This window comes from Constrictibacter sp. MBR-5, from assembly GCF_040549485.1.
Classification (GTDB): Bacteria; Pseudomonadota; Alphaproteobacteria; order JAJUGE01; family JAJUGE01; genus Constrictibacter.
Map to the genome: position 1 here is coordinate 120,530 of NZ_JBEPTK010000012.1, position 22,625 is coordinate 143,154.

The window sequence follows — 22,625 nt, forward strand, 5'->3', positions numbered from 1 at the left end:
GCCGCTACAGACGAGAGCCCGTCCCCCGTGCCAATCCGTTCGCTCCTGATCGCCAATCGCGGCGAGATCGCCATCCGCATCGCCCGCGCCGCGGCCGAACTCGACATCCGCAGCGTCGCCGTCTTCTCCGAGGACGATGCCACGTCGCTGCACGTCCGCAAGGCGGACGAGGCGCGGCCGCTGCCGGGCACCGGTGTCGCCGCCTACCTGGACGCGGCGCGCATCATCGGCGTGGCACGGGAGGCGGGCTGCGACGCCATCCACCCCGGCTACGGCTTCCTCGCCGAGAATGCCGGCTTCGCGCGCGCCTGCGCCGAGGCCGGCATCATCTTCGTCGGACCGGATCCGGACGCACTGGACCTGTTCGGCGACAAGACCAGCGCCCGGACCCTGGCGCAGCGCTGCGGCGTGCCCGTGCTGGAGGGCACCGCGGGTGTCAGCACGCTGGAGCAGGTGAAGGCCTTCTTCGCCTCGCTCGGCCCGAACGGCGCGGTCATGCTAAAGGCCGCCGCCGGCGGCGGCGGACGCGGCATGCGCCCGGTGCGCCGGGCGGAGGACCTCCCCGAAGCGTACGAGCGCTGCGCGTCGGAAGCGCGCGCCGCCTTCGGCAACGGCGACCTCTACGCCGAGCGCCTGTTCCCCAAGGCCCGGCACATCGAGGTGCAGATCCTGGGCGACGGCACCGGCGATGTCTGCCACCTGTGGGAGCGCGAGTGCAGCGTCCAGCGCCAGCGCCAGAAGATCGTCGAGATCGCGCCGGCGCCGAACCTGTCGCCTTCCGTGCGCGAGCGGATCCTCGGTGCCGCGCTGAACCTCGCCGAGGCCGTGCGCTACCGCAACGCCGGCACGGTGGAGTTCCTGCTCGACGCCAGTCGGGAGGGCGAGGACGCGCCCTTCGCCTTCATCGAGACGAACGCCCGCCTGCAGGTCGAGCACACCGTCACCGAGGAGGTGACCGGTCTCGACATCGTCCGCCTACAGCTGGAGATCGCCGGCGGCGGGACCCTGGCCGCGCTGGGCCTCGGCCGCGACCGCGTGCCGGCGCCGCGCGGCACCGCCATCCAGCTGCGCGTCAATCTGGAGACGATGGGCGAAGGCGGCATGGCCAAGCCGGCCGGCGGCACCCTCACCGCCTACGAACCGCCCGCCGGCCCCGGCGTGCGCGTCGACGGCTACGGCTATCCCGGCTACCGTACCAACCCGCGCTTCGACTCGCTGCTCGCCAAGGTGATCGTCCACGCCGCCGGCGACGGCGCGCACGGCGGCCTGGAACGCGCCGCGGCCAAGGCCTATCGCGCCCTGTCCGAGTTCCGCATCGCCGGCGCCCCGACCAACGCGCCCTTCCTGCAGAACGTGCTGCGCGATCCCGACTTCCTCGCCGGCCGCGTGCATACCGGCTTCATTGAGGAGCGGCCGGCGCTGATCGGGACCGACCCGGCGGCGCACCAGCGCCTCTATTTCGAGCCCGCCGCCGCGACGCGACGCGTCGGCGCCCGCGTCGACGCGGCCGATCCGCTCGCCGTGCTGGCCTACGGCAAGGACGGCGGCGCCGACGTGGTGGCCGAGGCGATGCCGTCCGCCTATGACACGGCGTCGCCGTCCGACGTGACCGGGCCGGAGAACACCGTGCCGCTGCCCGCCCCGATGCAGGGCACCATCGTCAGCGTCACCGTGGGCGAAGGTGCGGCCGTGCGCCAGGGCGAGCAGGTGCTGGTCATGGAGGCGATGAAGATGGAGCACGTCATCGCCGCCCAGGTCTCCGGCATCGTCCGCCGGATCACCGTGGAGCGCGGCGACACGGTGCTGGAGGACCATCCGCTCGCCTTCATCGAGGAGGCCGACGTCGGCGCGGGCGAGGCCGCGGCCGACGAGGAGATAGACCTGGACGCGATCCGGCCCGACCTCGCCGAGGTGCTGGCGCGCAAGGCGAAGACGCTCGACCCCGCCCGGCCCGACGCCGTCGCACGCCGGCGCAAGACCGGCCAGCGCACCGTGCGCGAGAATGTCGACGATCTGGTCGATCCCGACAGCTTCATCGAGTACGGCGCCCTGACCCTTGCCGCCCGGCGCCAGCGTATGGCGATGCAGGACCTGATCGACCGCACGCCGGCCGACGGCCTGGTCTGCGGCATCGGCCGCGTCAACGGCGACCGCTTCCCGGACGAGGCGGCGCGCACGATGGTGGTCGCCTACGACTACACCGTCCTCGCCGGCACCCAGGGCAAGAAGAACCACCAGAAGAAGGACCGGATGTTCGAGCTGGCGCACGAATGGCGCCTGCCGCTGGTCCTGTTCGCCGAGGGCGGCGGCGGCCGGCCTGGCGACACCGACGTGATGTTCGGCGCCAACCTGCAGACCGAGGCGTTCCAGCGCTTCGGCAAGCTGTCGGGCCTGGTGCCGCTGGTCGGCATCACGTCCGGCCGCTGCTTCGCCGGCAACGCCGTGCTGCTCGGCTGCTGCGACGTGATTATCGCGACCGCCAATTCGACCATCGGCATGGGCGGCCCCGCCATGATCGAGGGCGGCGGCCTGGGCGTGTTCAAGCCCGAGGAAGTCGGCCCGATGTCGGTACAGGTGCCGAACGGCGTGGTCGACATCGCCGTCGCCGACGAGGAAGAGGCCGTCGCGGTCGCGAAGAAATACCTGTCCTATTTCCAGGGCCCCGTCGCCGACTGGGACTGCGCCGACCAGCGCCTGCTGCGCCGCGCCATCCCGGAGAACCGGCTGCGCGTCTACGACGTGCGCCGGGTGATCGACACGCTGGCCGACGCCGGCTCGGTACTGGAGGTGCGGCGCGGCTTCGGCCACGGCATCGTCACCGCCTTCATCCGCGTCGAGGGCCGGCCGCTCGGCGTCATCGCCAACAACCCGATGCACCTGGGCGGCGCCATCGACAGCGACGCCTCGGACAAGGCCGCCCGCTTCATGCAGCTCTGCGACGCCTTCGACATCCCGATCCTGTCGCTGTGCGACACGCCGGGCAACATGGTCGGCCCGGAATACGAGCGCACCGGCCTCGTCCGCCACTGCTGCCGCATGTTCGTGATCGCCGCCAACATCACCGTGCCGGTCTTCACGGTGGTGCTGCGCAAGGGCTACGGCCTGGGCGCCCAGGGCATGGCCGGCGGCGGCTTCCACGCGCCCTTCATGACCATCTCCTGGCCGACCGGCGAGTTCGGCGGCATGGGGCTGGAGGGTGCCGTGAAGCTGGGCTATCGCGACGAGCTGGCGAAGATCGAGGACCCGGCCGAGCGCAAGGCCGCCTACGACAGGCGCGTCGCCGGCATGTACGAGCAGGGCAAGGCGCTGTCGATCGCCAGCTTCTTCGAGCTGGACGACGTGATCGACCCGGCCGACACGCGGCGCTGGATCATGTCCGGCCTGCGCTCCCTGCCGCCGATCCCGCCGCGCGCCGGCAAGAAGCGGCCGAACATCGACACCTGGTAGGTGGTAAGGTCCGCGCCGGACGTCAGTCCGCCTGCCCCTGCTGGTGGCTGCGGGCGGCGCGGTCGGGCTCGCCGCCGGCATGGCGCACGCCGGGCCCCGGCTCGGCCGACGGGTTCAGGTTGTGCGCCGTGTTGATCAGGGCGATGTGCGAGAAGGCCTGGGGGAAGTTGCCGAGCTGGCGCCTCCCCTTCGGGTCGTACTCCTCTGCGAGCAGGCCGACGTCGTTGCACATCGCCAGCAGCTTCTCGAACCGGTTGACCGCCTCGTCGCGGCGGCCGATCATCGCCAGCGCGTCGCAGAGCCAGAAGCTGCACGCCAGGAACGCGCCCTCGCCCGGCGGCAGTCCGTCGGCGACCTCCTCGGAGTGGTAGCGGAGCACCAGCCCATCGACCGTCAGCTCGCGCTCGATCGCCTCTATGGTGCGGCGGACGCGCGGGTCCTCCGCAGGCAGGAAGCCCACCAGGGGGATCATCAGCAGGGCCGCGTCGAGCGCGTCGCCGCCGTAATACTGCACGAAGGTGCCGCGTTCCTCGCTGTAGCCGCGTGCGCAGACGTCGGCGTGGATGCGGTCGCGCACCGCGCGCCAGCGCTCGACCGGCCCGTCTCGGCCGGACTCCTCGACGGCCTTCACGGCACGGTCGAACGCCACCCAAGCCATCATGTTCGAATGGGTGAAGTGCCGCCGCGGCCCGCGCACCTCCCAGATGCCCTCGTCCTCGCGGTCCCACCGGTCCTCGAGATAGTGCAGCATCGTCTGCTGCATGCGCCACGCGTCGTCGTCCGGCTCTAGCCCGAAGCGCCGCGCGGCGTGCAGCGCGTCCATCACCTCGCCGTAGACGTCGAGCTGGAACTGGTCGAAGGCGGCGTTGCCGATCCGCACCGGCTTGCTGCCGTGATAGCCGGGCAGCCAGTCGAGCTCGTGCTCCAGCAGGCGCCGCTCGCCCGCCAGGCCGTACATGATCTGCAGTTCCGACGGGTCGCCGGCGATCGCCCGCAGCAGCCAGGCCCGCCACGCCGCCGCCTCGTCGCGATAGCCGCAGGTCAGCAGCGAGTAGAGCGTCAGCGTCGCGTCGCGCAGCCAGCAATAGCGATAGTCCCAATTGCGCACGCCGCCCAGATGCTCGGGCAGCGAGGTGGTGGGCGCCGCCACGATCGCCCCGGTCGGCGAGAAGGTCAGCGCCTTCAGGGTCAGCAGCGAGCGCTTGACCTCGGCGTCCCACTTGCCGCGATAGGTGTTGCGCTCGATCCAGCTCCGGGACAGTTCGCGGATCACGTCCAGCGCCCGCTCGGCATCCATCGGCAGGCAGGGCGCCAGATGCGAGCGGCGCCAGGTGAGTGAGAAGGGCACCCGTTCGCCCGCCGCCACAGTGAAGTCCGCGACGGTGTGGAAGGCCTCGCCGCGCATGTCCACCGGCGCAGTCAGCTGAACCGCGTCGGGGCCGGCGATGGCGTTGATGCCGTTCGGCATCCGCCGCACCCACGGCTTCACCCGGCCGTAGTCGAAGCGCAGGGCGAGGTCCATGCACATGGCGACCCGCCCGCGCCGCCCCTCGACGATGCGGATCAGGTCCATCCGGCTATCGTCGGGTGGCACCGGCATGAAGTCGATGACCGCGACCTCGCCCTCGTCGGTCGTGAACACCGTCTCCAGGATCAGCGTGTCGCCCTGATAGCGCCGCGTGACGCTGCGGGCCGCCGCCTGCGGCGCGATCAGCCAGCGCCCGTTGTCGCTCGTGCCGAGCAGTGCGGCGAAGCAGGCGGCCGAGTCGAAATGCGGCATGCACAGCCAGTCGATCGAGCCGTTCCTGCCGACGAGCGCGCTGGTGAAGGTGTTGCCGATCAGGGCGTAGCCCTCGATCGGCAGCGGCAGGTATGTCTCCATCAGCCCGTCTCTCCTCAGGCCGGAGCGGGAGCCGGGAGGCCCCGGCGTGCGCCGGCCGCGCGACACCCCGCCGCTCCGAAAACGACGTGATGACAACGGGATGACGCCGTGGATGTTCCGAAGCGGAATGCCGCGGGGCGCGCGGTGGGCCTCAGGCGTTGCCGTTCAGATAGTCCATCGCCGCCTGCACGCCGCCCTTGGCGTGCGGAACGCCTGCGGCGGCGAGGCCCATTTCGACTCCCGCCAGGGTGCCGCACAGCATCAGTTCGTTCATGTCGCCCAGATGGCCGATGCGGAAGACCCGCCCCTGCAGCTTGCCCAGGCCGTTGCCGAGCGACATGTTGAACTTCTCCAGGGTGATGCGGCGGAAGACGTCGGCGTCGTGCCCCTCGGGCAGCAGGACGGCGGTCAGCACGCTGCTGTACTCCTGCGGCTCCTGGCACAGCACCTCCAGGCCCCAGGCGCGCACGGCGCGCCGCGTCGCCTCGGCCAGCCGGTGGTGGCGGGCGAAGACGTTCGCCATGCCCTCCTCCTCCAGCATGGCGATCGCCTCGCGCAGGCCGTAGAGCAGGTTGGTCGCCGGCGTGTAGGGAAAATAGCCGGTGGCGTTCGCCTTCAGCATCGCCTCCCAGTCCCAGAAGGCCCGCGGCAGCCGCGCCGACTTCGACGCGGCGAGCGCCTTCTGGCTGATCGCGTTGAAGGACAGGCCCGGCGGCAGCATCAGGCCCTTCTGCGAGCCGGCCACCGTGACGTCGACGCCCCAGTCGTCGTGGCGGTAGTCCATCGACCCCAGCGACGAGATCGTGTCGACCATCAGCAGCGCCGGATGGCCGGCGCGGTCGATCGCGGCGCGCACCTCGGCGACGCGGCTGGTGACGCCGGTCGAGGTCTCGTTGTGGACGACGCAGACGGCCTTGATCGCGTGGTCACGATCCTCGCGCAGACGCGCCTCCATCGCCGCCGGGTCGGCGCCGTGCCGCCAGTCGCCCGACAGGAACTCCGCCTCGAGCCCCAGCTTGCCGGCCAGCTCGCGCCAGAGCGTCGCGAACCAACCTGTCTCGTACATCAGAACGCGGTCGCCGGCGGAGAGCGTGTTGACCAGCGCCGCCTCCCAGGCACCCGTGCCGGAGGCCGGGTAGATGATCACCGGCCCGGCACAGCCGAAGACGCCGTGCAGGCCCTGCAGGATCTCGCGCGACATGACGCCGAACGCCGGACCGCGATGGTCCATGGTCGGATTGTCGATCGCCCGCAGGATGCGGTCGGGCACGTTGCTCGGCCCGGGGATCTGCAGGAAGTGCCGGCCGCGTTGTACCGCCATGGGAAGGTCCTCTCCGTTCGGTCGCGCATTATCGCCGTGCGGAATATCGGCGCAAACGGAAAGGCTGTCGGTCACGGGCCGCGGCAAGCTCCGTCGCGCAACGGCCCTCGGCGCCTGCCCAGGCGGAGGCTCGAACACGGGACTTAAAATATGTTGCAAACGCCGGTTGCATACGACGACCTCCGCCGCCGTGAATCGGGCAAAAGAACGTTTGCGGAACAGGAACAAACCGCGTACATTGCGCATCAAGGACGCCGCATCGGGCGCTGTCGAAATCCGTCCGCCGCCCTTTCGTTGCGCAGGACGCGGACGCTGTGGAATAAGGGAGCCCTCGCACATGTCGACCGCACTTCGCCTCGTCGAAAAGGACAGCATGGACAAGCAGAAGGCGCTCGACGCCGCTCTCGGCCAGATCGAGAAGGCGTTCGGCAAGGGCTCGATCATGCGGCTCGGTCAGCGCGAGGCGCCGGTCGAGGCGGACGTGGTGTCGACGGGCTCGCTCGGGCTCGACATCGCGCTCGGCATCGGCGGCCTGCCGCGCGGCCGCGTCATCGAGATCTACGGGCCGGAGAGTTCGGGCAAGACGACCCTGGCGCTGCACGTCGTCGCCGAGGCGCAGAAGAAGGGCGGCGTCTGCGGTTTCGTCGACGCCGAACACGCGCTCGACCCGTCCTACGCCAAGAAGCTCGGCGTCAACCTCGACGAACTGCTGATCTCGCAGCCGGACACCGGCGAGCAGGCGCTGGAGATCGTCGACACGCTGGTGCGCTCGGGCGCCCTCGACGTCCTGGTCGTCGACAGCGTCGCGGCCCTCGTGCCACGCGCCGAGATCGAGGGCGAAATGGGCGATTCGCTGCCCGGCCTGCAGGCCCGCCTGATGAGCCAGGCGCTGCGCAAGCTGACCGCCTCCATCTCCAAGTCGCGCACGATCGTCATCTTCATCAACCAGATCCGCATGAAGATCGGCGTCATGTTCGGCAACCCGGAGACGACGACGGGCGGCAACGCGCTGAAATTCTACGCCTCGGTCCGCCTCGACATCCGCCGCATCGGCGCGATCAAGGAGCGCGACGTCGTCACCGGCAACCAGACCCGCGTCAAGGTCGTCAAGAACAAGATGGCGCCGCCGTTCCGGGTGGTCGAATTCGACATCATGTACGGCCAGGGCGTGTCGAAGACGGGTGAGCTGCTCGACCTCGGCGTGCAGGCGAACATCGTCGAGAAGTCGGGCGCCTGGTTCTCCTACAACGGCGACCGGGTCGGCCAGGGCCGCGAGAACGCCAAGACCTATCTGCGCGAGCACCCGGACGTCGCCGACGCCATCGAGAAGGCGATCCGCGCCAATGCGGGCCTCGTCGCCGAGGCGATGATCACCGGCCCCGACAGCGAACCCTCGGACGAGTAGGCCGGGCGGAGCGGCCTCCCTTCCACCCTTGGGGGGCACCTTCGCGCAGTGTTTTCCGCGTGCGACACTGCGGAAAACACTGCGAGGAGGAACAGCCCGTGGACCAGTCTTCCGACGCTTTCGCACACGGCCGGCGCTTCGAGGGCCGCACCGCCATCCTGACCGGCGGCGCCAAGGGCATCGGCCGCGCCACCGCCCTGCGCTTCCTCGCCGAAGGCGGCCGCCTCGCGGTGATCGACATGGAGCCGGAGGACGGAGACTTCGCCGCGGCACTGCGCCGCGACGCAGGCGACGGCGGCAACCGCCTCCTCTACGTCACCGGCGACGCGACGGACGAGGCGCAGGTGCGGGCGGCGGCGGACACGGCCGAAGCCGGCCTCGGCCCCGCCGACATCCTGATCAACAATGTGGGATTCGGCGCCAATCCGCGGCCGATCGAGGACCTGGGACGCGACGAATGGGACCGGTTCCTGGCGATCAACCTGACCAGCGCCTTTCTGATGACCCGCGCCGTTCTGCCGGGCATGCGGGCACGGCGCTACGGCCGCATCGTGAACCTCGCCTCGATCGCCGGCCGCGGCATCAGCGAGATCTCCAACCTGCACTATTCGACCGCCAAGGCCGCGGTCATCGGCTTCACCCGCAAGCTGGCGTTCGAGGAAGCGGCGAACGGCGTGGCGGTCAATGCGGTGGCCCCCGGCACGGTCTTCACCGACCGCGTGCGCAGCCGCTACGAGGCGCTCGACCCGGCGGATCAGGCGGCGCGGATGGCGGCGATCCCGCTGGGCCGCGCCGCCCGACCGGAGGAGATCGCGGCGGCCATCCTCTTCCTCGCCTCGGACGACGCCAGCTACATCACCGGCACGACGCTCGACGTGAACGGCGGGCGCCTGATGAACTGACCGGCGCGCCGGCACCGCCCGCCGCACCAGCACAATTGTCGGGCGACGCCGCGGCCTATAGTGTCCGCGCCATGCGCGCCCCCTTCGCCACCCGCGCCGACCGGACGCGCGGCCGGCTCGTGCCCGAATCCGAATCGGCCAACCGGACGCCGTTCCAGCGCGACCGCGACCGCATCATCCATGCGACCGCCTTCCGGCGCCTGCAGTACAAGACCCAGGTCTTCATCTATCACGAGGGCGACCACTACCGGACCCGCCTCACCCACTCGCTGGAGGTGGCGCAGATCGCGCGGTCCCTGTCGCGCAGCCTCGGCCTCGACGAGGATCTGGCCGAAGCCCTGGCGCTCGCCCACGACCTCGGCCACACGCCCTTCGGCCATGCCGGCGAGCGCGCGCTGCAGGACGGCCTCGCCGCCTACGGCGGCTTCGACCACAACGTCCAGACGCTGCGCATCCTGACGCGGCTGGAACGCCGCTATGCCGCCTTCGACGGCCTGAACCTGACCTGGGAGACGCTGGAGGGCGTGGTCAAGCACAACGGCCCGCTCAGGGGACCCTATGCCGCCGGCCCGCACGCGGCCGCCGGCGCCGTGCCGGCCGAGGCGATCGCCGCCTACGACGCGCGCCACCCGCTCGACCTCGATACCTTCCCTGGTCCCGAGGCCCAGGTCGCCGCACTGGCCGACGACATCGCCTACAACAGCCACGACGTCGACGACGGCCTGCGCGCCGGCCTGTTCGACGAGGCCGACCTCGCCGGCCTGCCGCTGGTCGGGCCGCTGATCGGTGCCGTGCGGGACCGCTGGGGCGACCTCGACCGGCCGCGCCTCGCCCACGAGGTCGTCCGACGCATGATCGACGTCATGATCACCGACGTGCTCGCAGAGACGCGGCGGCGCATCGCGGCCGCGCAGCCGGCTTCGGCCGAGGCGGTGCGCGGGCTGCCGGCGCCGCTCGTCGCCTTTTCCGACGAGATGCAGGCGCACGACCGCGCGTTGAAGCAGTTCCTCTGGACCCACATGTACAGGCACTGGCGGGTCAACCGGATGACCAGCAAGGCGCGTCGTGTGGTAAAGGACCTCTTCGCGCTCTTCCACGCGGAGCCGAACACGTTGCCCGACGAATGGCGGGCGCTCGCGGACGCACCGGGTACCGCCCGGACGGCCAGGGTCGCCGCCGACTATATCGCCGGGATGACGGATCGGTTCGCGCTCGACGAGCATTTCCGACTGTTCGACCGCTACAGCAAGACTTGATGAACGTCTTCAGCCGCTTCCAAGCCGTCACCGCCGACATCCTGCGCGATCTCGCCGCCGCGGGCACGCTGCCGGCCGGGCTCGACCTCGACCGCATCTCGGCCGAGCCGCCGCGCGACCCGACGCACGGCGACGTCGCCACCAACGCCGCCATGGTGCTGGCCAAACCCGCCGGCATGAAGCCGCGCGACCTGGCCGAGCGGGTTGCCGCGCGCCTGCGCGAGCATCCCGACGTCGCCGCGGTGGAGGTCGCCGGGCCCGGCTTCATCAACCTGCGCCTGTCCGACGCCTTCTGGCGCGACCGCCTGCGCGAGGTGCTGCGCGACGGCCTCGCCTACGGCGACTCGACCGTCGGTGCCGGCACGCGCGTCAACGTCGAATACGTCTCGGCCAACCCGACCGGCCCGCTGCATGTCGGCCACGGCCGCGGCGCCGTCTTCGGCGACGTCCTCGCTTCCCTGCTGACCAAGGCCGGCTACGACGTCGCGCGGGAATACTACGTGAACGACGCCGGCGCCCAGGTCGACGTGCTGGCGCGCTCCGCCTTCCACCGCTACCGCGAGGCGCTGGGCGAGACGCTCGGCGACGTGCCCGAGGGGCTGTACCCCGGCGACTATCTCGTGCCCGTCGGGCACATGCTGGCCGAGCGGCACGGCACGGCGCTGCGCGACCAGGACGAGAGCGCCTGGCTGCCGGTCGTCCGCGACGCCGCCATCGACGCCATGATGGCGCTGATCCGCGAGGACCTGGAGGCCGTCGGCATCCGCCACGACCTGTTCGCCTCCGAGCGCGCCCTGGTGGCGGGCGGCAAGGTTGACGCGGCGGTGAAGACGCTGGAGGACGGCGGCCACGTCTATCGCGGCGTGCTGGAGCCGCCGAAGGGCAAGATGATCGAGGACTGGGAGCCGCGGCCGCAGCTGCTGTTCCGCTCCAGCGCCTTCGGCGACGATGTCGACCGGCCGCTGCAGAAGTCCGACGGCAGCTGGACCTATTTCGCCAGCGACATCGCCTATCACTTCGACAAGGTGAACCGCGGCTTCCAGACCCTGATCGACGTCTGGGGCGCCGACCACGGCGGCTACGTGAAGCGGGTCAACGCCGCGGTCCAGGCGCTGACCGGCGGCAAGGCCGAGATCGACGTGAAGCTCTGCCAGCTGGTGCGCATCCTGCGCGGCGGCGAACTGGTGCGCATGTCGAAGCGCTCGGGCGATTTCGTCTCCCTGCGCGAGGTGGTCGACGAGGTCGGCAAGGACGTCGTCCGCTTCATCATGCTGACGCGCAAGAACGACGCCGCGCTCGACTTCGACCTGGTAAAGGTGGTCGAGCAGTCGCGCGACAACCCGGTCTTCTACGTCCAGTACGCCCATGCCCGCGCCTGCTCGGTCTTCCGCAACGCTGCGGAGGCGATGCCGGGCGTCGACCTGTCGGCCGCAGCGCTCGCCGACGCGCCGCTCGACCGCCTGACCGATCCCGACGAACTGGCGGTCATCAAGGCGCTGGCGGCGTGGCCGCGCATCGTCGAGGGTGCGGCCCAGGCGCACGAGCCGCACCGCCTCGCCTTCTACCTGTCCGAGCTCGCCTTCCTGTTCCACGCCCTGTGGAACAAGGGCCGCGAGGACCCGAGCCTGCGATTTATCCTGCCGGAGGCGCCGGAGACCACCATGGCCCGCATGGCGCTGCTGAAGGGCGTGGCCACGGTCGTCGCCTCGGGCCTGCAGGTCTTCGGCATCGCAGCCGCCGAGGAGATGCGCTGATGCCGCCCGTCGACAGGAGGCGCGACCGCGGCACGCCGGGCCTGCCGGTGCGGGCACGCCGGCGCCTGCCGGTCGTCGGCGCCGTGGTCGTGCTGGCCGCCTTCGGCGGGGCGATCTGGTACGCCTACACCATGGGCAAGAGTGCCATGGTGGACAGCGAGGTGCCGCTAATCACCGCCCGCACCGATCCCCTCCGCACCGAGCCGGACGACCCCGGCGGGATGCAGGTGCCCTTCCGCGACAAGCTGGTCTACGAACAGCTGCTGTCCGACGCGCCGCCGCCGTCGCCGAAAGACGCCACCCTGCTGCCGCGGCCGGAGGAGCCGGTGGACCGGCCGCCGCCGATGCCGGCCGAACCTGAGGCGCCGCCTGTGCCGTCCGAAGGCGTGACGGTCTCGCCGCTGCCGCGGCCGGAGGAGCGCACGCCGGCGCCGGCGCCGGAGGAAAGGCCGGCGGAGGCCTTGCCGGTGCCGACGCCCGCCCCCACCCCGGCACAGCCGCCGGCACCGCCCACCCAGCCGGCCGAGACGGCACCGCCGGCTCAGCCGGCCGAGACGGCACGGGCGCCGCAGCCGTCGCGTGGCGGCGGCTACCGCGTGCAGATCGCCTCGCTGCGCAGCGAGGCGGAGGCGCGCACCGCGTGGGAGCGTGCGCGCAAGGCCAATTCCGACCTGCTCGGCCGGCTGGAGGCCAGTTACGAGCGCGTCGACCTCGGCAGCCGCGGCGTCTATCACCGCGTGCAGGCGGGGCCGCTGCCGGAGAAGACCCTGGCGGACATGCTGTGCAGCCAATTGAAGGCCCGCAATGTCGGTTGCATCGTCGTCGCGCCCTGAAGACCGGCCCGCGGCGCCGGGCGCCGCCATCCTCGGCTGTTCCGGGGAATCGCTGACCGCGGCCGAACGGCGCTTCTTCGCCGACGCCGATCCGCTCGGCTTCATCCTGTTCCGCCGCAACTGCACGGCACCGGACCAGGTCCGCGCCCTCGTCGACGACCTGCGTACCGCCGTCGGCCGCGCAGACGCGCCGGTGCTGATCGACCAGGAGGGCGGCCGCGTCGCCCGCCTGCAGCCGCCGTTCTGGCGCAGGCTGCCGCCGGCCGCGATCGCGGGCGCGCTCTACGCCGACGAACGCGAGGCGGGGCGGGAAGCGGCCTTCCTAATTGCCCGCCTGACCGCCGACATGCTGCATCCCCTGGGCATCACGGTGAACTGCGCGCCGGTGCTGGACGTGCTGCATCCGGACGCCCGCGACCCGATCGTCGGCGACCGCGCCTTTTCCGGCGACCCCGCCGTCGTCGCCGACCTGGGTGCCGTCTACGCCCGCGGCCTGATGGAAGGCGGCGTGCTGCCGGTCGCCAAGCACATCCCCGGGCATGGCCGCGCCGACGCCGACAGCCATGTCGCGCTGCCTGTCGTGACGGCGTCCGACGCCGAACTCGACGGCTTCGACCTCGCCCCGTTCAAGGCCCTTTCCGGGGTGCCGATGGCGATGACGGCCCACATCCTCTATCCCGCCTGGGACGCCGACCGCTGCGCCACCCTGTCGCCCACCGTGATCGACACGGTGATCCGCCGGCGCATCGGCTTCGACGGCCTGCTGATGAGCGATGACCTGTCGATGGCGGCGCTGCAGGGCACGCTGGCGGAGCGCACCGCGGCATCGCGTGCCGCCGGTTGCGATGTAGCACTGCACTGCAACGGCCGCATGGTGGAGATGGAGGCGGTCGCCGCGTCGGCCGGGCGGCTCGACGCCGACGGCCTGCGCCGCTGGCGCTCCGCCCGGTCGCACCTGCGCAGGCCCGCCCCGTTCGACGCCGAGGCCGGCTGGACGCGCCTCGCGGCGCTGCGGGCACGCGCCGAGGCGGGTACCGGCACGGGCACCGGGTCGGACGCTTGATCCCCGATATCGCCGATCTCGCCCGCGCGGTCTCGGTCTGGGCCCTGCCCGTCCTGCTCGCGATCACCCTGCACGAGGCGGCGCACGGCTGGGCCGCCTGGAAACTCGGCGACGACACGGCCCGGCGGCTCGGGCGCGTCAGCTTCAACCCGCTGCGCCATGTCGACCCCTTCGGCACGGTCGTCCTGCCGGCGATGATCCTGCTGCTGTCCGGCGGCCGCTTCATGCTGGGCTACGCCAAGCCGGTCCCGGTCGCCGTCGAGCGGCTGCGCAATCCGCGCTGGCACATGGTCCTGGTCGCCGCGGCCGGCCCGGCCGCCAACCTGCTGATCGCGTTCGTGGCGGCGCTGCTGCTCCACACCCTGCCCTACCTGCCGTCCTTCGCGCTCGAATGGGCGGGGCGCAACCTGGAGAACGCGATCCTCTTCAACCTCGTGATCGCTGTCTTCAACATGATGCCGCTGCCGCCGCTCGACGGTGGCCGGATCGTGACCGGCCTGCTGCCCTACCGCCTCGCCGTGCCCTTCGCCCGGCTGGAACGCTGGGGCCTGCTGATCGTCCTCGGCCTCGTCTTCCTCCTGCCCTTCCTCGGCAACCGGATCGGCATGGATCTCGACCTCTTCTCCAGCGTCATCCTCGGCACGGCCTATGCCCTGGCGGTGCTGGTCCTGACGGTCGCGGGATTCGCCGGATGACCGGCCAGACCACTGACCAGACGACCGGGCAGACGACCGGGGACGCGTTCGAGGCGGCGCCCGTGCCGCGCGAGAACGAGGCGCTCGTCGTCGACCTCGGCACGTTCGAAGGGCCGATCGACCTGCTCCTGTCGCTGGCGCGCGACCAGAAGGTCGACCTCGCACGCATCTCGATCCTGAAGCTGGCCGACCAGTATCTCGATTTCGTCGCGCGCGCGCAGAACCTGCGCCTGGAACTGGCCGCCGACTATCTCGTGATGGCCGCCTGGCTCGCCTACCTCAAGAGCCGCCTGCTGCTGCCACCGCCGCACGCCGATACGACGCCGCCGACCGCCGAGCAGATGGCCGAGGCGCTGGCCTTCCAGCTGCGCCGGCTGGAGGCGATGCAGGAGGGCGCGGTGCGGCTGTTCGCCCGGCCGAAACTGGGCGAGGAGGTGTTCGCGCGCGGGGCCCCGGAGGGCATCACCTTCATCGGCCGGCCGCAGTGGAGCGCCAGCCTGTTCGACCTGCTGCGCACCTACACCGCGCTGCGTCGGCGCGGCGCCCAGGGCCAGTTCGTGCTGACCGCGCCCGATCTCTACTCCCTCGACGACGCGTTCGAGCGGCTGGAGCGGATGCTCGGCCGCATGCCGCCCGGCGCCGCGGACTGGCAGGCGCTGTCGAGCTTCCTGCCGGCGAACCTGCGCAGCGGCGTCTACCGCCGCTCCGCCATCGCCGCCACCTTCTCGGCCACCCTAGAGATGGCTAAGGCCGGCCGGGTCGAGCTGCGCCAGGACGCGGCCTTCGGCCCGCTGCTGCTGCGGCCGGCGCCGCCGCGCATGGGCGACGACGAGGACGAAGCGGGCGACGAAACGGTTGCCGAAGACGGCGCAGATCCCGAAGACTGAAGCATGGAAGCCGACTTCAGCCTGATCCGCATCGCCGAGGCCGTGATCTTCGCGGCCGAGCAGCCCGTGCCGGAGGCGGAACTGGCCGCACGCCTGCCGGAGGGTACCGACGTGCGGGCGCTGCTGGCCGAACTGACCGAGCACTACCGCGGCCGCGGCGTCGAGCTCACCGCCGTCTCCGGCGGCTGGACCTTCCGCACCGCCGCCGACATCGCGCCCACCCTGCGGGTCGAGCGGCCGCAGCCGAAGCGCCTGTCGCGCGCGGCGATGGAGACGCTGGCGGTCATCGCCTACCACCAGCCGGTCACCCGCCCCGAGATCGAGGAGGTGCGCGGCGTGTCCCTCGGTAAGGGCACCCTCGACGTGCTGCTGGAGGCGGGCTGGGTGGCGCCGGGCAAGCGGCGCGAAGCCCCCGGCAGGCCGTTGACCTGGATCACCACCGACGCCTTCCTCGAGCATTTCTCGCTGAACGCCATCGCCGACCTGCCGGGGCTGGAGGAGATGCGCGCCTCCGGCCTGCTCGACGCCCGGCCCGCCGCCACGGCGATCGGCCGCCCCGACGACGCCGCTTTGCCGGAAGCCTTCCAGACGGAAGACGAACAGGCCGCCGAGGCACTCGACGAGCCGCAGGACGAGCCCCCGAACGAAAACGGGCGGAGCGACCCTTAGGCCGCCCCGCCCTTCCCGAATTGCACCCTTCTCGAACGCCGTCCACACGGCCTGCCGAGGCAGGCCGTGGCCCGCCGGATCAGGCCGCCATCAGGCTGCGCAGCACGTAGGGCAGGATGCCGCCGTGCTTGTAGTAGTCGACCTCGTCCAGCGTATCGATCCGGCAGCGCAGCTGGATCTCGTCCACCTTGCCGTCGGCGCGGTGGATGCGGCAGGTCAGGTCCATGCGCGGCTTCAGGCCCTGCTCGACGCCGACGATGTCGATGACTTCGCTGCCGTCCAGACCCAGGGTCTTGCGCGTCTGGCCATCCTTGAACTCCAGCGGCAGGACGCCCATCCCGACCAGGTTCGAGCGATGGATGCGCTCGAAGCTCTCGGCGATGACGGCCTTGATGCCTAGCAGGCGCGTACCCTTCGCCGCCCAGTCGCGCGACGAGCCCGTGCCGTACTCCTTGCCGGCGATGGCGATCAGCGGCACGCCGTCGGCCATGTAGCGCATGGCGGCGTCGTAGATCGGCATCACCTCGCCGGTCGGCGCGTACTTGGTCACGCCGCCCTCGGTGCCGGGGGCCGTCTCGTTCTTGATGCGGATGTTGGCGAAGGTGCCGCGCATCATGACTTCATGGTTGCCGCGGCGGGCACCGTAGGAGTTGAAGTCGCCGGGGCGAACCTGATGCTCCAGCAGGTACTCGCCGGCCGGTCCGTCGCGCTTGATCGAGCCGGCGGGCGAGATGTGGTCGGTCGTGATGCTGTCCGCCAGCAGGGTGAGGATGCGCCCGCCGGTCACGTCACTGACCGCACCCGGCTCGCGCGGCATGTCCTCGAAATAGGGCGGGTTCTTCACATAGGTGCTGCCGCCGTTCCAGCGATAGACCTCGCTGTTGGTGGTGGCGAGGTCGCGCCACTCCTTCGGGCCCTCGAACACGTTGCCGTAGCGCTCGCGGAACATCTCCGGCGTGACGAACTGGCGGATGGTGTCGGCCACTTCCTGGTTCGACGGCCAGATGTCGCGCAGATAGACGTCCTGCCCGTCCGAGCCCTTGCCCAGCGGCTCCTCGGTCAGGTTCATCTTCAGGCTGCCGGCCAGCGCATAGGCCACCACCAGCGGCGGCGATGCCAGGTAGTTGGCCTTCACCTGCGGATGGACGCGGCCCTCGAAGTTGCGGTTGCCGGAGAGCACGGCGCCGACGGTCAGGTCCGCGGAATCGATCGCGTTGGCGATCGGCTCGTTCAGCGGGCCGGAGTTGCCGATGCAGGTCGTGCAACCGTAGCCGACGAGGTTGAAGCCCAACGCGTCGAGCGAGTCCGTCAGGCCCGCCGCGTTGTAGTAGTCGGTCACCACCTGGCTGCCCGGCGCCAGCGACGTCTTCACCCAGGGCTTCACCTTCAGGCCCTTGGCGACCGCGTTGCGGGCGAGCAGGCCGGCCGCCAGCATGACGCTGGGGTTGGAGGTGTTGGTGCAGCTGGTGATGGCCGCGATGACCACGTCGCCGTCGGAGATCTGGTAGTTCTCGCCCTCGACCTGGACCGAGCGGTTGGTCCCGGCGTCGTCGAGCATCTTCTTGATCTGCGGTGCGACGCCGGACAGCAGCACCCGGTCCTGCGGACGCTTCGGGCCGGCGAGCGCCGGCTCGACCGTGCCGATGTCGAGTTCCAGGCTGTCGGTGAAGACGGGATCGGGCGTGTTCGCGTCGCGCCACATGCCCTGCGCCTTGGCGTACGCCTCGACCAGCGCCACGCGGCCCTCGTCGCGGCCGGTCAGGCGCATGTAGTTCAGCACTTCCTTGTCGATCGGGAAGAAGCCGCAGGTGGCGCCGTACTCGGGGGCCATGTTGCCGATGGTGGCGCGGTCGGCCAGCGTCATGGAATCGAGGCCGGGGCCGTAGAACTCGACGAACTTGCCGACGACGCCCTTCTTGCGGAGCATCTCGGTGACGCGGAGCACGAGGTCGGTCGCCGTGGTGCCCTCGCGCAGCGCGCCGGTCAGCTTGAAGCCGATGACCTCGGGGATGACCATGGAGACCGGCTGGCCGAGCATCGCGGCTTCGGCTTCGATGCCGCCGACGCCCCAGCCCAGAACGGCGAGGCCGTTGACCATCGTCGTGTGACTGTCGGTGCCGACCAGCGTGTCGGGATAGGCGATCTCCTTGCCGTCCTCGGTCGCCGTCCAGACCACCTGGGCCAGATATTCCAGGTTGACCTGATGGCAGATGCCGGTGCCCGGCGGGACCACGCGGAAATTGTGGAAGGCCGACGCGCCCCAGCGCAGGAACTCGTAGCGCTCGCGGTTGCGCTCGAACTCGTTCTCGACGTTGGCGACGAACGCCTTGTCGTTGCCGAAGGCGTCGACCATCACCGAGTGGTCGATGACGAGGTCGACCGGCACCAGCGGATTGATGCGCTGGGCGCTGCCGCCCAGGGCCTGCATCGCGTCGCGCATGGCGGCGAGATCGACCACGGCGGGGACGCCGGTGAAGTCCTGCATCAGCACGCGCGCCGGACGGTAGGCGATCTCGGCGTTCGACTTGCGCTCGCCGAGCCAAGCCGCGAACTGCTTCAGGTCGTCGACCTTGACCGTACGGCCGTCCTCGTAGCGCAGCAGGTTCTCGAGCAGCACCTTCAGCGAGAAGGGCAGGCGCGACACGTCGCCGAGGGTCTTGGACGCCTCCTCGATGCTGAAATAGTCGTAGCTCTTGCCGCCGGCCTTGAGCGTACGGCGGGTCTTGAGGGTGTCCTGGCCTGTCACTGACACGGGGTCTCTCCTTCGGTCGGCCGTGCGGCTATGCCGGGTGCGGAACGATCTGGAATCGCTGGCGCGGTATGAGGCTCTGATTAAGCACTTACGGGAGGAAACGCAATCTGCGGGAAGGTTCCCGGCACTAATCAAGCCGCACGCGCCACCGCGCCGAACTCCTTCTCTACACCGAGTGGCTTCGTCGCGCGCCGCTTCCCCCTTGACCGGCCGGCCGGGATGTTGCGAAGTCCGGCCGGCCCCGGAAGGCACGGACATTTGCCGGCCGCCATCGCGCCGGGGGTCAGCACGGGAGACAGTTCCTCTATGCCCGGTCCCCTCGACGGACTCCTCGTCGTCAGCCTCGAACAGGCGGTCGCCGCCCCCTTCCTGTCCTGCCGCCTCGCCGACGGCGGTGCGCGGGTCATCAAGCTGGAGCGGTCCGGCGGCGACTTCGCCCGCGCCTACGACAATTTCGTGCACGGCCAGTCCTCCTATTTCGTCTGGCTGAACCGCGGCAAGGAATCGCTGGTCATCGACATCAAGGCGCAGGCGGACCAGGATCTGCTGCACCGGCTGCTGGCCAAGGCCGACGTCTGGATTCAGAACCTGGCGCCGGGCGCCATCGACCGCGCCGGCTTCGGCTCGGAGGCGCTGCGGGCCCGCTACCCCCGCCTGATCACCGTCGACATCAGCGGCTATGGCGAGGTGGGCGAGCCCTACAGCCAGATGAAGGCCTACGACATGCTGATCCAGGCCGAGAGCGGCATCTGCTCGGTCACCGGCACGCCGGAGGAACAGTGCCGCATCGGCGTCTCGGCCTGCGACGTGGCGACCGGCATGTTCGCCCACGCCGCCGTGCTCCAGGCACTCTACGAGCGCGAGAAGACCGGCAAGGGCAAGGGCGTGAAGGCCTCGCTCTTCTCCTCGATGGCCGACTGGATGGCGGGACCGCTGCTGCACCACGAATACGGCAACCGGCCCTGGCCACGCATTGCGCTGGGTCATCCGCTGCTGGTGCCCTACGGCGCCTTCTCGTCGAAGGATGGCGCCAAGACCCTGATCGCGGTGCAGAACCAGCGCGAGTGGGAACGCTTCTGCGACCACGTGCTGCTGCGCCCCGACCTGAAGACCGATCCGCGCTCGGCGACGACGGTGGCGCGCGTCGACAACCGGCCCTTCGTCGAGGGCGTCATCGAGGGCATCACCGGCACGCTGACCCGCCAGGAACTGCACGACCGGCTGCGCACCGGCGACGTGCCGTTCGGCAGCGTCAATTCGGTCGCCGACCTGTCGAAGCACCCGGCCCTGCGCCGCGTCACCGTCGACACCTCGGCCGGCCCGGTCAGCGTCACCGCACCGGCGACCTATTATGCGGGCGAGGCGCCGGTCGGCGGCGCCGTCCCCGATCTCGACCAGCAAGGCGAAGCGATCAGGAAGGAATTCGCGGCATGACTCAGGACCTCAATCACCTGCGCGACTGGATCGGCCGCACCGAGGAGGTCGAGGAGCGCGCCGCCGCTCAGATGGTGCACGGCCTCTACGCCCTGCTCGACAAGCCCGACGTGCCGAAGGAGGGCGATCCGATCCCGCCGATGGCGCACTGGTGCTTCTTCCAGCCGCGCGTCCCGGCCTCGCAGATCGGCCCGGACGGCCATCCGGCGCGCGGCGGCTTCATGCCGCCGGTGCCGCTGCCACGGCGCATGTTCGGCGGCGCGCGCACGAAATACATCAAGCCGCTGCGCGTCGGCGAGGCGATGCGCCGCGTCTCCAGGATCGCCGACGTGCAGATCAAGCCGGGCCGCACCGGCACGCTGGTCATCTGCACCGTCGACAACGACTTCTTCGGCGCCGACGGCCTGGCGATGACCGAGCAGTGGGACATCGTCTACCGCGACAATCCCCCGCCGAACGCGCCCGCCGGCAACAGCGGCAAGACCAACCCGGCGCCGTCCGACCACACGTGGATCGAGACGGTCGAGCCGAACCCGGTGATGCTGTTCCGCTACTCGGCGGTCACCTTCAACGGCCACCGCATCCATTACGACCGCAAGTACGTGACCGAGGTCGAGGGCTATCCGGGCCTGATCGTGCACGGGCCGCTGACGGCGACCTTCCTGCAGGAACTGGCCCTGAAGAACATGCCGGGCCGCACCCTGACCGGCTTCGACTTTCAGGCCCGCGCGCCGCTGTTCGATACGGCACCCTTCAAGGTCGCCGGCAAGCCGGGCGCCGACGCGAACACCGTCGAGCTCTGGTCGATCACGCCCGAGGGCAACCTCGGCACGCTGGCCACCGCGCGCTTCGGCTGACTCCGGGACAAAGGGCCCTCGTGCTAAGGAGCGCCCGCAGGGCGCGCCTCGAAGCGCGCGGGCCCGGCCCCCTTCTTCCGCGTCGCCACGGCACGCGCTAGGCTGACGAGCCGACGCGACGCCAGATCGCGCGGCGGAGGAACCCCGATGAATCCAGGTGCCTGTTTCATGGTCCGCGCGGTGGTGGCCGCGGAGGCCGACCGCGCCGCCTTCGACAAATGGTACGCCGACGAGCACCTGCCCGACGCGGTGCGGATGTTCGGCGCGCGCTCGGCCCGCCGCGGCTGGAGCCTGACCGACCCGTCGGTGCACTACGCGATCTACGACTTTGCCGACGCCGCCGCGATGCGCGCCGCGACCGGCCCCGAGACGCTGAACCAACTCGTCGCCGAGTTCGACCGCGTCTGGGGCGACCGCGTCACCCGCTCGCGCGAGATGATCGAGATCGCCGGTTTTCTTCCTGCCTGACATCAGCGCCCAACAGCCCCGGAGCAGCCCCGCATGAGCGGCAAGATCGTCCTCACCAAATATTCTGCCGACAACGACGCCCTGGCCATGGAGATGGCACCGGCCGGCTTCGAGACGGTCATGACCAGCGCCGGCACGCCGGAGTTCTTCGCCGCCCTCGCCGACGCCGACTATCTCGTGGGCTATGTGGACGGGCAGATCCGCGAGGCACTCTACAAGGCGGCGCCGAAGCTGAAGCTGATCCAGCTGCTCAACGCCGGCTATGACCGCGCCGACCTCGCCGCAGCCGTGAAGGCGCGGGTGCCGGTCGCCAACAATGGCGGCGCCAATTCCACCGCCGTCTCCGAGCACGCCATCCTGCTGATGCTGGCCGTCTCGCGCCGGCTGGTCTGGCAGCACAACAACGTCGCCGCCGGCCGCTGGCGCGGCAATTCCATGCCGCGCGTCTACGAGATGCGCGGCCGCACGCTCGGCATCGTCGGCCTCGGCACGATCGGCAAGAAGACCGCGCGCCTGGCCCAGGCGTTCGGCATGCGCGTCATCTATTACGACATCGACCGCCTGCCCGAGGACCGCGAGGATGCGCTGGACGTGCGCTTCCGCCTGTTCGGCGAACTGCTGCGCGAGTCCGACATCGTCTCGCTGCACACGCCGCTGAACCCGTCGACCGCGGGCATGATCGGAGCGGCCGAACTGGCGCTGATGAAGCCGTCGGCGATCCTGGTCAACACCGCCCGTGGCCCAGTCGTCGACGAGCCCGCGTTGCATGCCGCGCTCTCGTCCGGCAAGATCGCCGGCGCCGGACTCGACGTCTTCGCCGAGGAGCCGCCGAAGCCCGACAACCCGCTGCTCGGCCTCGACAACGTGGTGCTGACCGCGCACCTCGCCGGCCCGACCTGGGACAGCAACCGCACCCGCCTGCGCAACGCCTTCGACAATGTCCAGCGCGTCGCCCGCGGCGAACCGCCGCTCTGGGTGATCCCCGAACTGGACTGAGATC

The 22,625-nt window shown here is 70.7% G+C and carries 17 protein-coding genes; 14 read left to right on the top strand and 3 right to left on the bottom strand.

Features of this window, described 5'->3' with window-relative positions:
* Nucleotides 1-27: 27 nt before the first annotated feature.
* Entirely contained in the window at nucleotides 28-3,447 is a 3,420-nt protein-coding gene (locus ABIE65_RS21075; RefSeq protein WP_354080463.1) for a carboxyl transferase domain-containing protein, read from the top strand.
* Between the two features lie 22 nt (nucleotides 3,448-3,469).
* Here the strand turns inward: ABIE65_RS21075 and ABIE65_RS21080 are convergent, their stop codons facing one another.
* Together ABIE65_RS21080 and ABIE65_RS21085 are read right to left on the bottom strand one after the other, a co-directional pair.
* Complete coding sequence (locus ABIE65_RS21080) at nucleotides 3,470-5,329, bottom strand: glycoside hydrolase family 15 protein (protein ID WP_354080464.1); 1,860 nt, start codon at nucleotides 5,327-5,329, stop codon at nucleotides 3,470-3,472.
* Between the two features lie 151 nt (nucleotides 5,330-5,480).
* Nucleotides 5,481-6,650, bottom strand: coding sequence for a pyridoxal-phosphate-dependent aminotransferase family protein (locus tag ABIE65_RS21085; RefSeq protein ID WP_354080466.1), 1,170 nt, complete (start codon nucleotides 6,648-6,650; stop codon nucleotides 5,481-5,483).
* A gap of 337 nt (nucleotides 6,651-6,987) precedes the next feature.
* Here ABIE65_RS21085 and recA point away from each other — a divergent pair, with 337 nt between their 5' ends.
* The 9 genes from recA to scpB all read left to right on the top strand — a co-directional run bounded on the left by recA (nucleotide 6,988) and on the right by scpB (nucleotide 16,114).
* A complete protein-coding gene (gene recA / locus ABIE65_RS21090) occupies nucleotides 6,988-8,055 on the top strand; it encodes a recombinase RecA (protein WP_354080467.1) in 1,068 nt (355 codons plus the stop codon).
* 98 nt (nucleotides 8,056-8,153) lie between these two features.
* On the top strand, nucleotides 8,154-8,957 hold the full coding sequence (locus tag ABIE65_RS21095; RefSeq protein ID WP_354080468.1) for an SDR family NAD(P)-dependent oxidoreductase: 804 nt from the start codon (nucleotides 8,154-8,156) through the stop codon (nucleotides 8,955-8,957).
* A gap of 71 nt (nucleotides 8,958-9,028) precedes the next feature.
* On the top strand, nucleotides 9,029-10,213 hold the full coding sequence (locus ABIE65_RS21100) for a deoxyguanosinetriphosphate triphosphohydrolase (protein WP_354080529.1): 1,185 nt from the start codon (nucleotides 9,029-9,031) through the stop codon (nucleotides 10,211-10,213).
* Complete coding sequence (gene argS / locus ABIE65_RS21105; protein ID WP_354080469.1) at nucleotides 10,213-11,967, top strand: arginine--tRNA ligase; 1,755 nt, start codon at nucleotides 10,213-10,215, stop codon at nucleotides 11,965-11,967. Before ABIE65_RS21100 ends, argS begins: the two co-directional genes overlap by 1 nt.
* Entirely contained in the window at nucleotides 11,967-12,800 is an 834-nt protein-coding gene (locus ABIE65_RS21110; protein ID WP_354080470.1) for an SPOR domain-containing protein, read from the top strand. The genes argS and ABIE65_RS21110 overlap by 1 nt, the downstream gene beginning before the upstream one ends.
* Nucleotides 12,772-13,863 (top strand): beta-N-acetylhexosaminidase, encoded by a 1,092-nt coding sequence (gene nagZ, locus ABIE65_RS21115; RefSeq protein WP_354080471.1) that lies wholly within the window; start codon nucleotides 12,772-12,774, stop codon nucleotides 13,861-13,863. Before ABIE65_RS21110 ends, nagZ begins: the two co-directional genes overlap by 29 nt.
* Nucleotides 13,860-14,558, top strand: a complete 699-nt coding sequence (locus tag ABIE65_RS21120; protein WP_354080473.1) for a site-2 protease family protein — start codon at nucleotides 13,860-13,862, stop codon at nucleotides 14,556-14,558. Before nagZ ends, ABIE65_RS21120 begins: the two co-directional genes overlap by 4 nt.
* Nucleotides 14,555-15,445, top strand: a complete 891-nt coding sequence (locus ABIE65_RS21125; RefSeq protein ID WP_354080475.1) for a segregation and condensation protein A — start codon at nucleotides 14,555-14,557, stop codon at nucleotides 15,443-15,445. The genes ABIE65_RS21120 and ABIE65_RS21125 overlap by 4 nt, the downstream gene beginning before the upstream one ends.
* Nucleotides 15,446-15,448: 3 nt before the next feature.
* Nucleotides 15,449-16,114, top strand: a complete 666-nt coding sequence (gene scpB, locus ABIE65_RS21130; RefSeq protein WP_354080476.1) for an SMC-Scp complex subunit ScpB — start codon at nucleotides 15,449-15,451, stop codon at nucleotides 16,112-16,114.
* A gap of 79 nt (nucleotides 16,115-16,193) precedes the next feature.
* On the opposite strand, the gene acnA is transcribed toward scpB, so the two are convergent.
* Nucleotides 16,194-18,866 carry an aconitate hydratase AcnA gene (gene acnA / locus ABIE65_RS21135; RefSeq protein WP_354080477.1) on the bottom strand — a complete coding sequence of 891 codons (2,673 nt, stop codon included), beginning with the start codon at nucleotides 18,864-18,866 and terminating at the stop codon, nucleotides 16,194-16,196.
* 306 nt (nucleotides 18,867-19,172) lie between these two features.
* Between acnA and ABIE65_RS21140 the strand changes: the two genes are divergently transcribed.
* The 4 genes from ABIE65_RS21140 to ABIE65_RS21155 all read left to right on the top strand — a co-directional run bounded on the left by ABIE65_RS21140 (nucleotide 19,173) and on the right by ABIE65_RS21155 (nucleotide 22,621).
* Complete coding sequence (locus ABIE65_RS21140; RefSeq protein WP_354080478.1) at nucleotides 19,173-20,300, top strand: CaiB/BaiF CoA transferase family protein; 1,128 nt, start codon at nucleotides 19,173-19,175, stop codon at nucleotides 20,298-20,300.
* Nucleotides 20,297-21,157 carry an HTD2 family dehydratase gene (locus ABIE65_RS21145; protein WP_354080479.1) on the top strand — a complete coding sequence of 287 codons (861 nt, stop codon included), beginning with the start codon at nucleotides 20,297-20,299 and terminating at the stop codon, nucleotides 21,155-21,157. The genes ABIE65_RS21140 and ABIE65_RS21145 overlap by 4 nt, the downstream gene beginning before the upstream one ends.
* 147 nt (nucleotides 21,158-21,304) lie before the next feature.
* Nucleotides 21,305-21,625 carry a hypothetical protein gene (locus ABIE65_RS21150; RefSeq protein WP_354080481.1) on the top strand — a complete coding sequence of 107 codons (321 nt, stop codon included), beginning with the start codon at nucleotides 21,305-21,307 and terminating at the stop codon, nucleotides 21,623-21,625.
* 33 nt (nucleotides 21,626-21,658) lie between these two features.
* Nucleotides 21,659-22,621, top strand: coding sequence for a 2-hydroxyacid dehydrogenase (locus ABIE65_RS21155; RefSeq protein ID WP_354080482.1), 963 nt, complete (start codon nucleotides 21,659-21,661; stop codon nucleotides 22,619-22,621).
* The last annotated feature ends 4 nt before the right edge of the window (nucleotides 22,622-22,625 follow it).

Excerpts from the sequence above, each read along its gene's own strand:
- ABIE65_RS21080 (WP_354080464.1), bottom strand. The coding sequence starts at position 5,329 with ATGGAGACATACCTGCCGCTGCCGATCGAGGGCTACGCCCTGATCGGC.
- ABIE65_RS21085 (WP_354080466.1), bottom strand. The coding sequence starts at position 6,650 with ATGGCGGTACAACGCGGCCGGCACTTCCTGCAGATCCCCGGGCCGAGC.
- recA (WP_354080467.1), top strand. The coding sequence starts at position 6,988 with ATGTCGACCGCACTTCGCCTCGTCGAAAAGGACAGCATGGACAAGCAG.
- ABIE65_RS21100 (WP_354080529.1), top strand. The coding sequence starts at position 9,029 with ATGCGCGCCCCCTTCGCCACCCGCGCCGACCGGACGCGCGGCCGGCTC.
- argS (WP_354080469.1), top strand. The coding sequence starts at position 10,213 with ATGAACGTCTTCAGCCGCTTCCAAGCCGTCACCGCCGACATCCTGCGC.
- ABIE65_RS21110 (WP_354080470.1), top strand. The coding sequence starts at position 11,967 with ATGCCGCCCGTCGACAGGAGGCGCGACCGCGGCACGCCGGGCCTGCCG.
- nagZ (WP_354080471.1), top strand. The coding sequence starts at position 12,772 with ATGTCGGTTGCATCGTCGTCGCGCCCTGAAGACCGGCCCGCGGCGCCG.
- ABIE65_RS21125 (WP_354080475.1), top strand. The coding sequence starts at position 14,555 with ATGACCGGCCAGACCACTGACCAGACGACCGGGCAGACGACCGGGGAC.
- scpB (WP_354080476.1), top strand. The coding sequence starts at position 15,449 with ATGGAAGCCGACTTCAGCCTGATCCGCATCGCCGAGGCCGTGATCTTC.
- ABIE65_RS21140 (WP_354080478.1), top strand. The coding sequence starts at position 19,173 with ATGCCCGGTCCCCTCGACGGACTCCTCGTCGTCAGCCTCGAACAGGCG.
- ABIE65_RS21145 (WP_354080479.1), top strand. The coding sequence starts at position 20,297 with ATGACTCAGGACCTCAATCACCTGCGCGACTGGATCGGCCGCACCGAG.
- ABIE65_RS21150 (WP_354080481.1), top strand. The coding sequence starts at position 21,305 with ATGAATCCAGGTGCCTGTTTCATGGTCCGCGCGGTGGTGGCCGCGGAG.
- ABIE65_RS21155 (WP_354080482.1), top strand. The coding sequence starts at position 21,659 with ATGAGCGGCAAGATCGTCCTCACCAAATATTCTGCCGACAACGACGCC.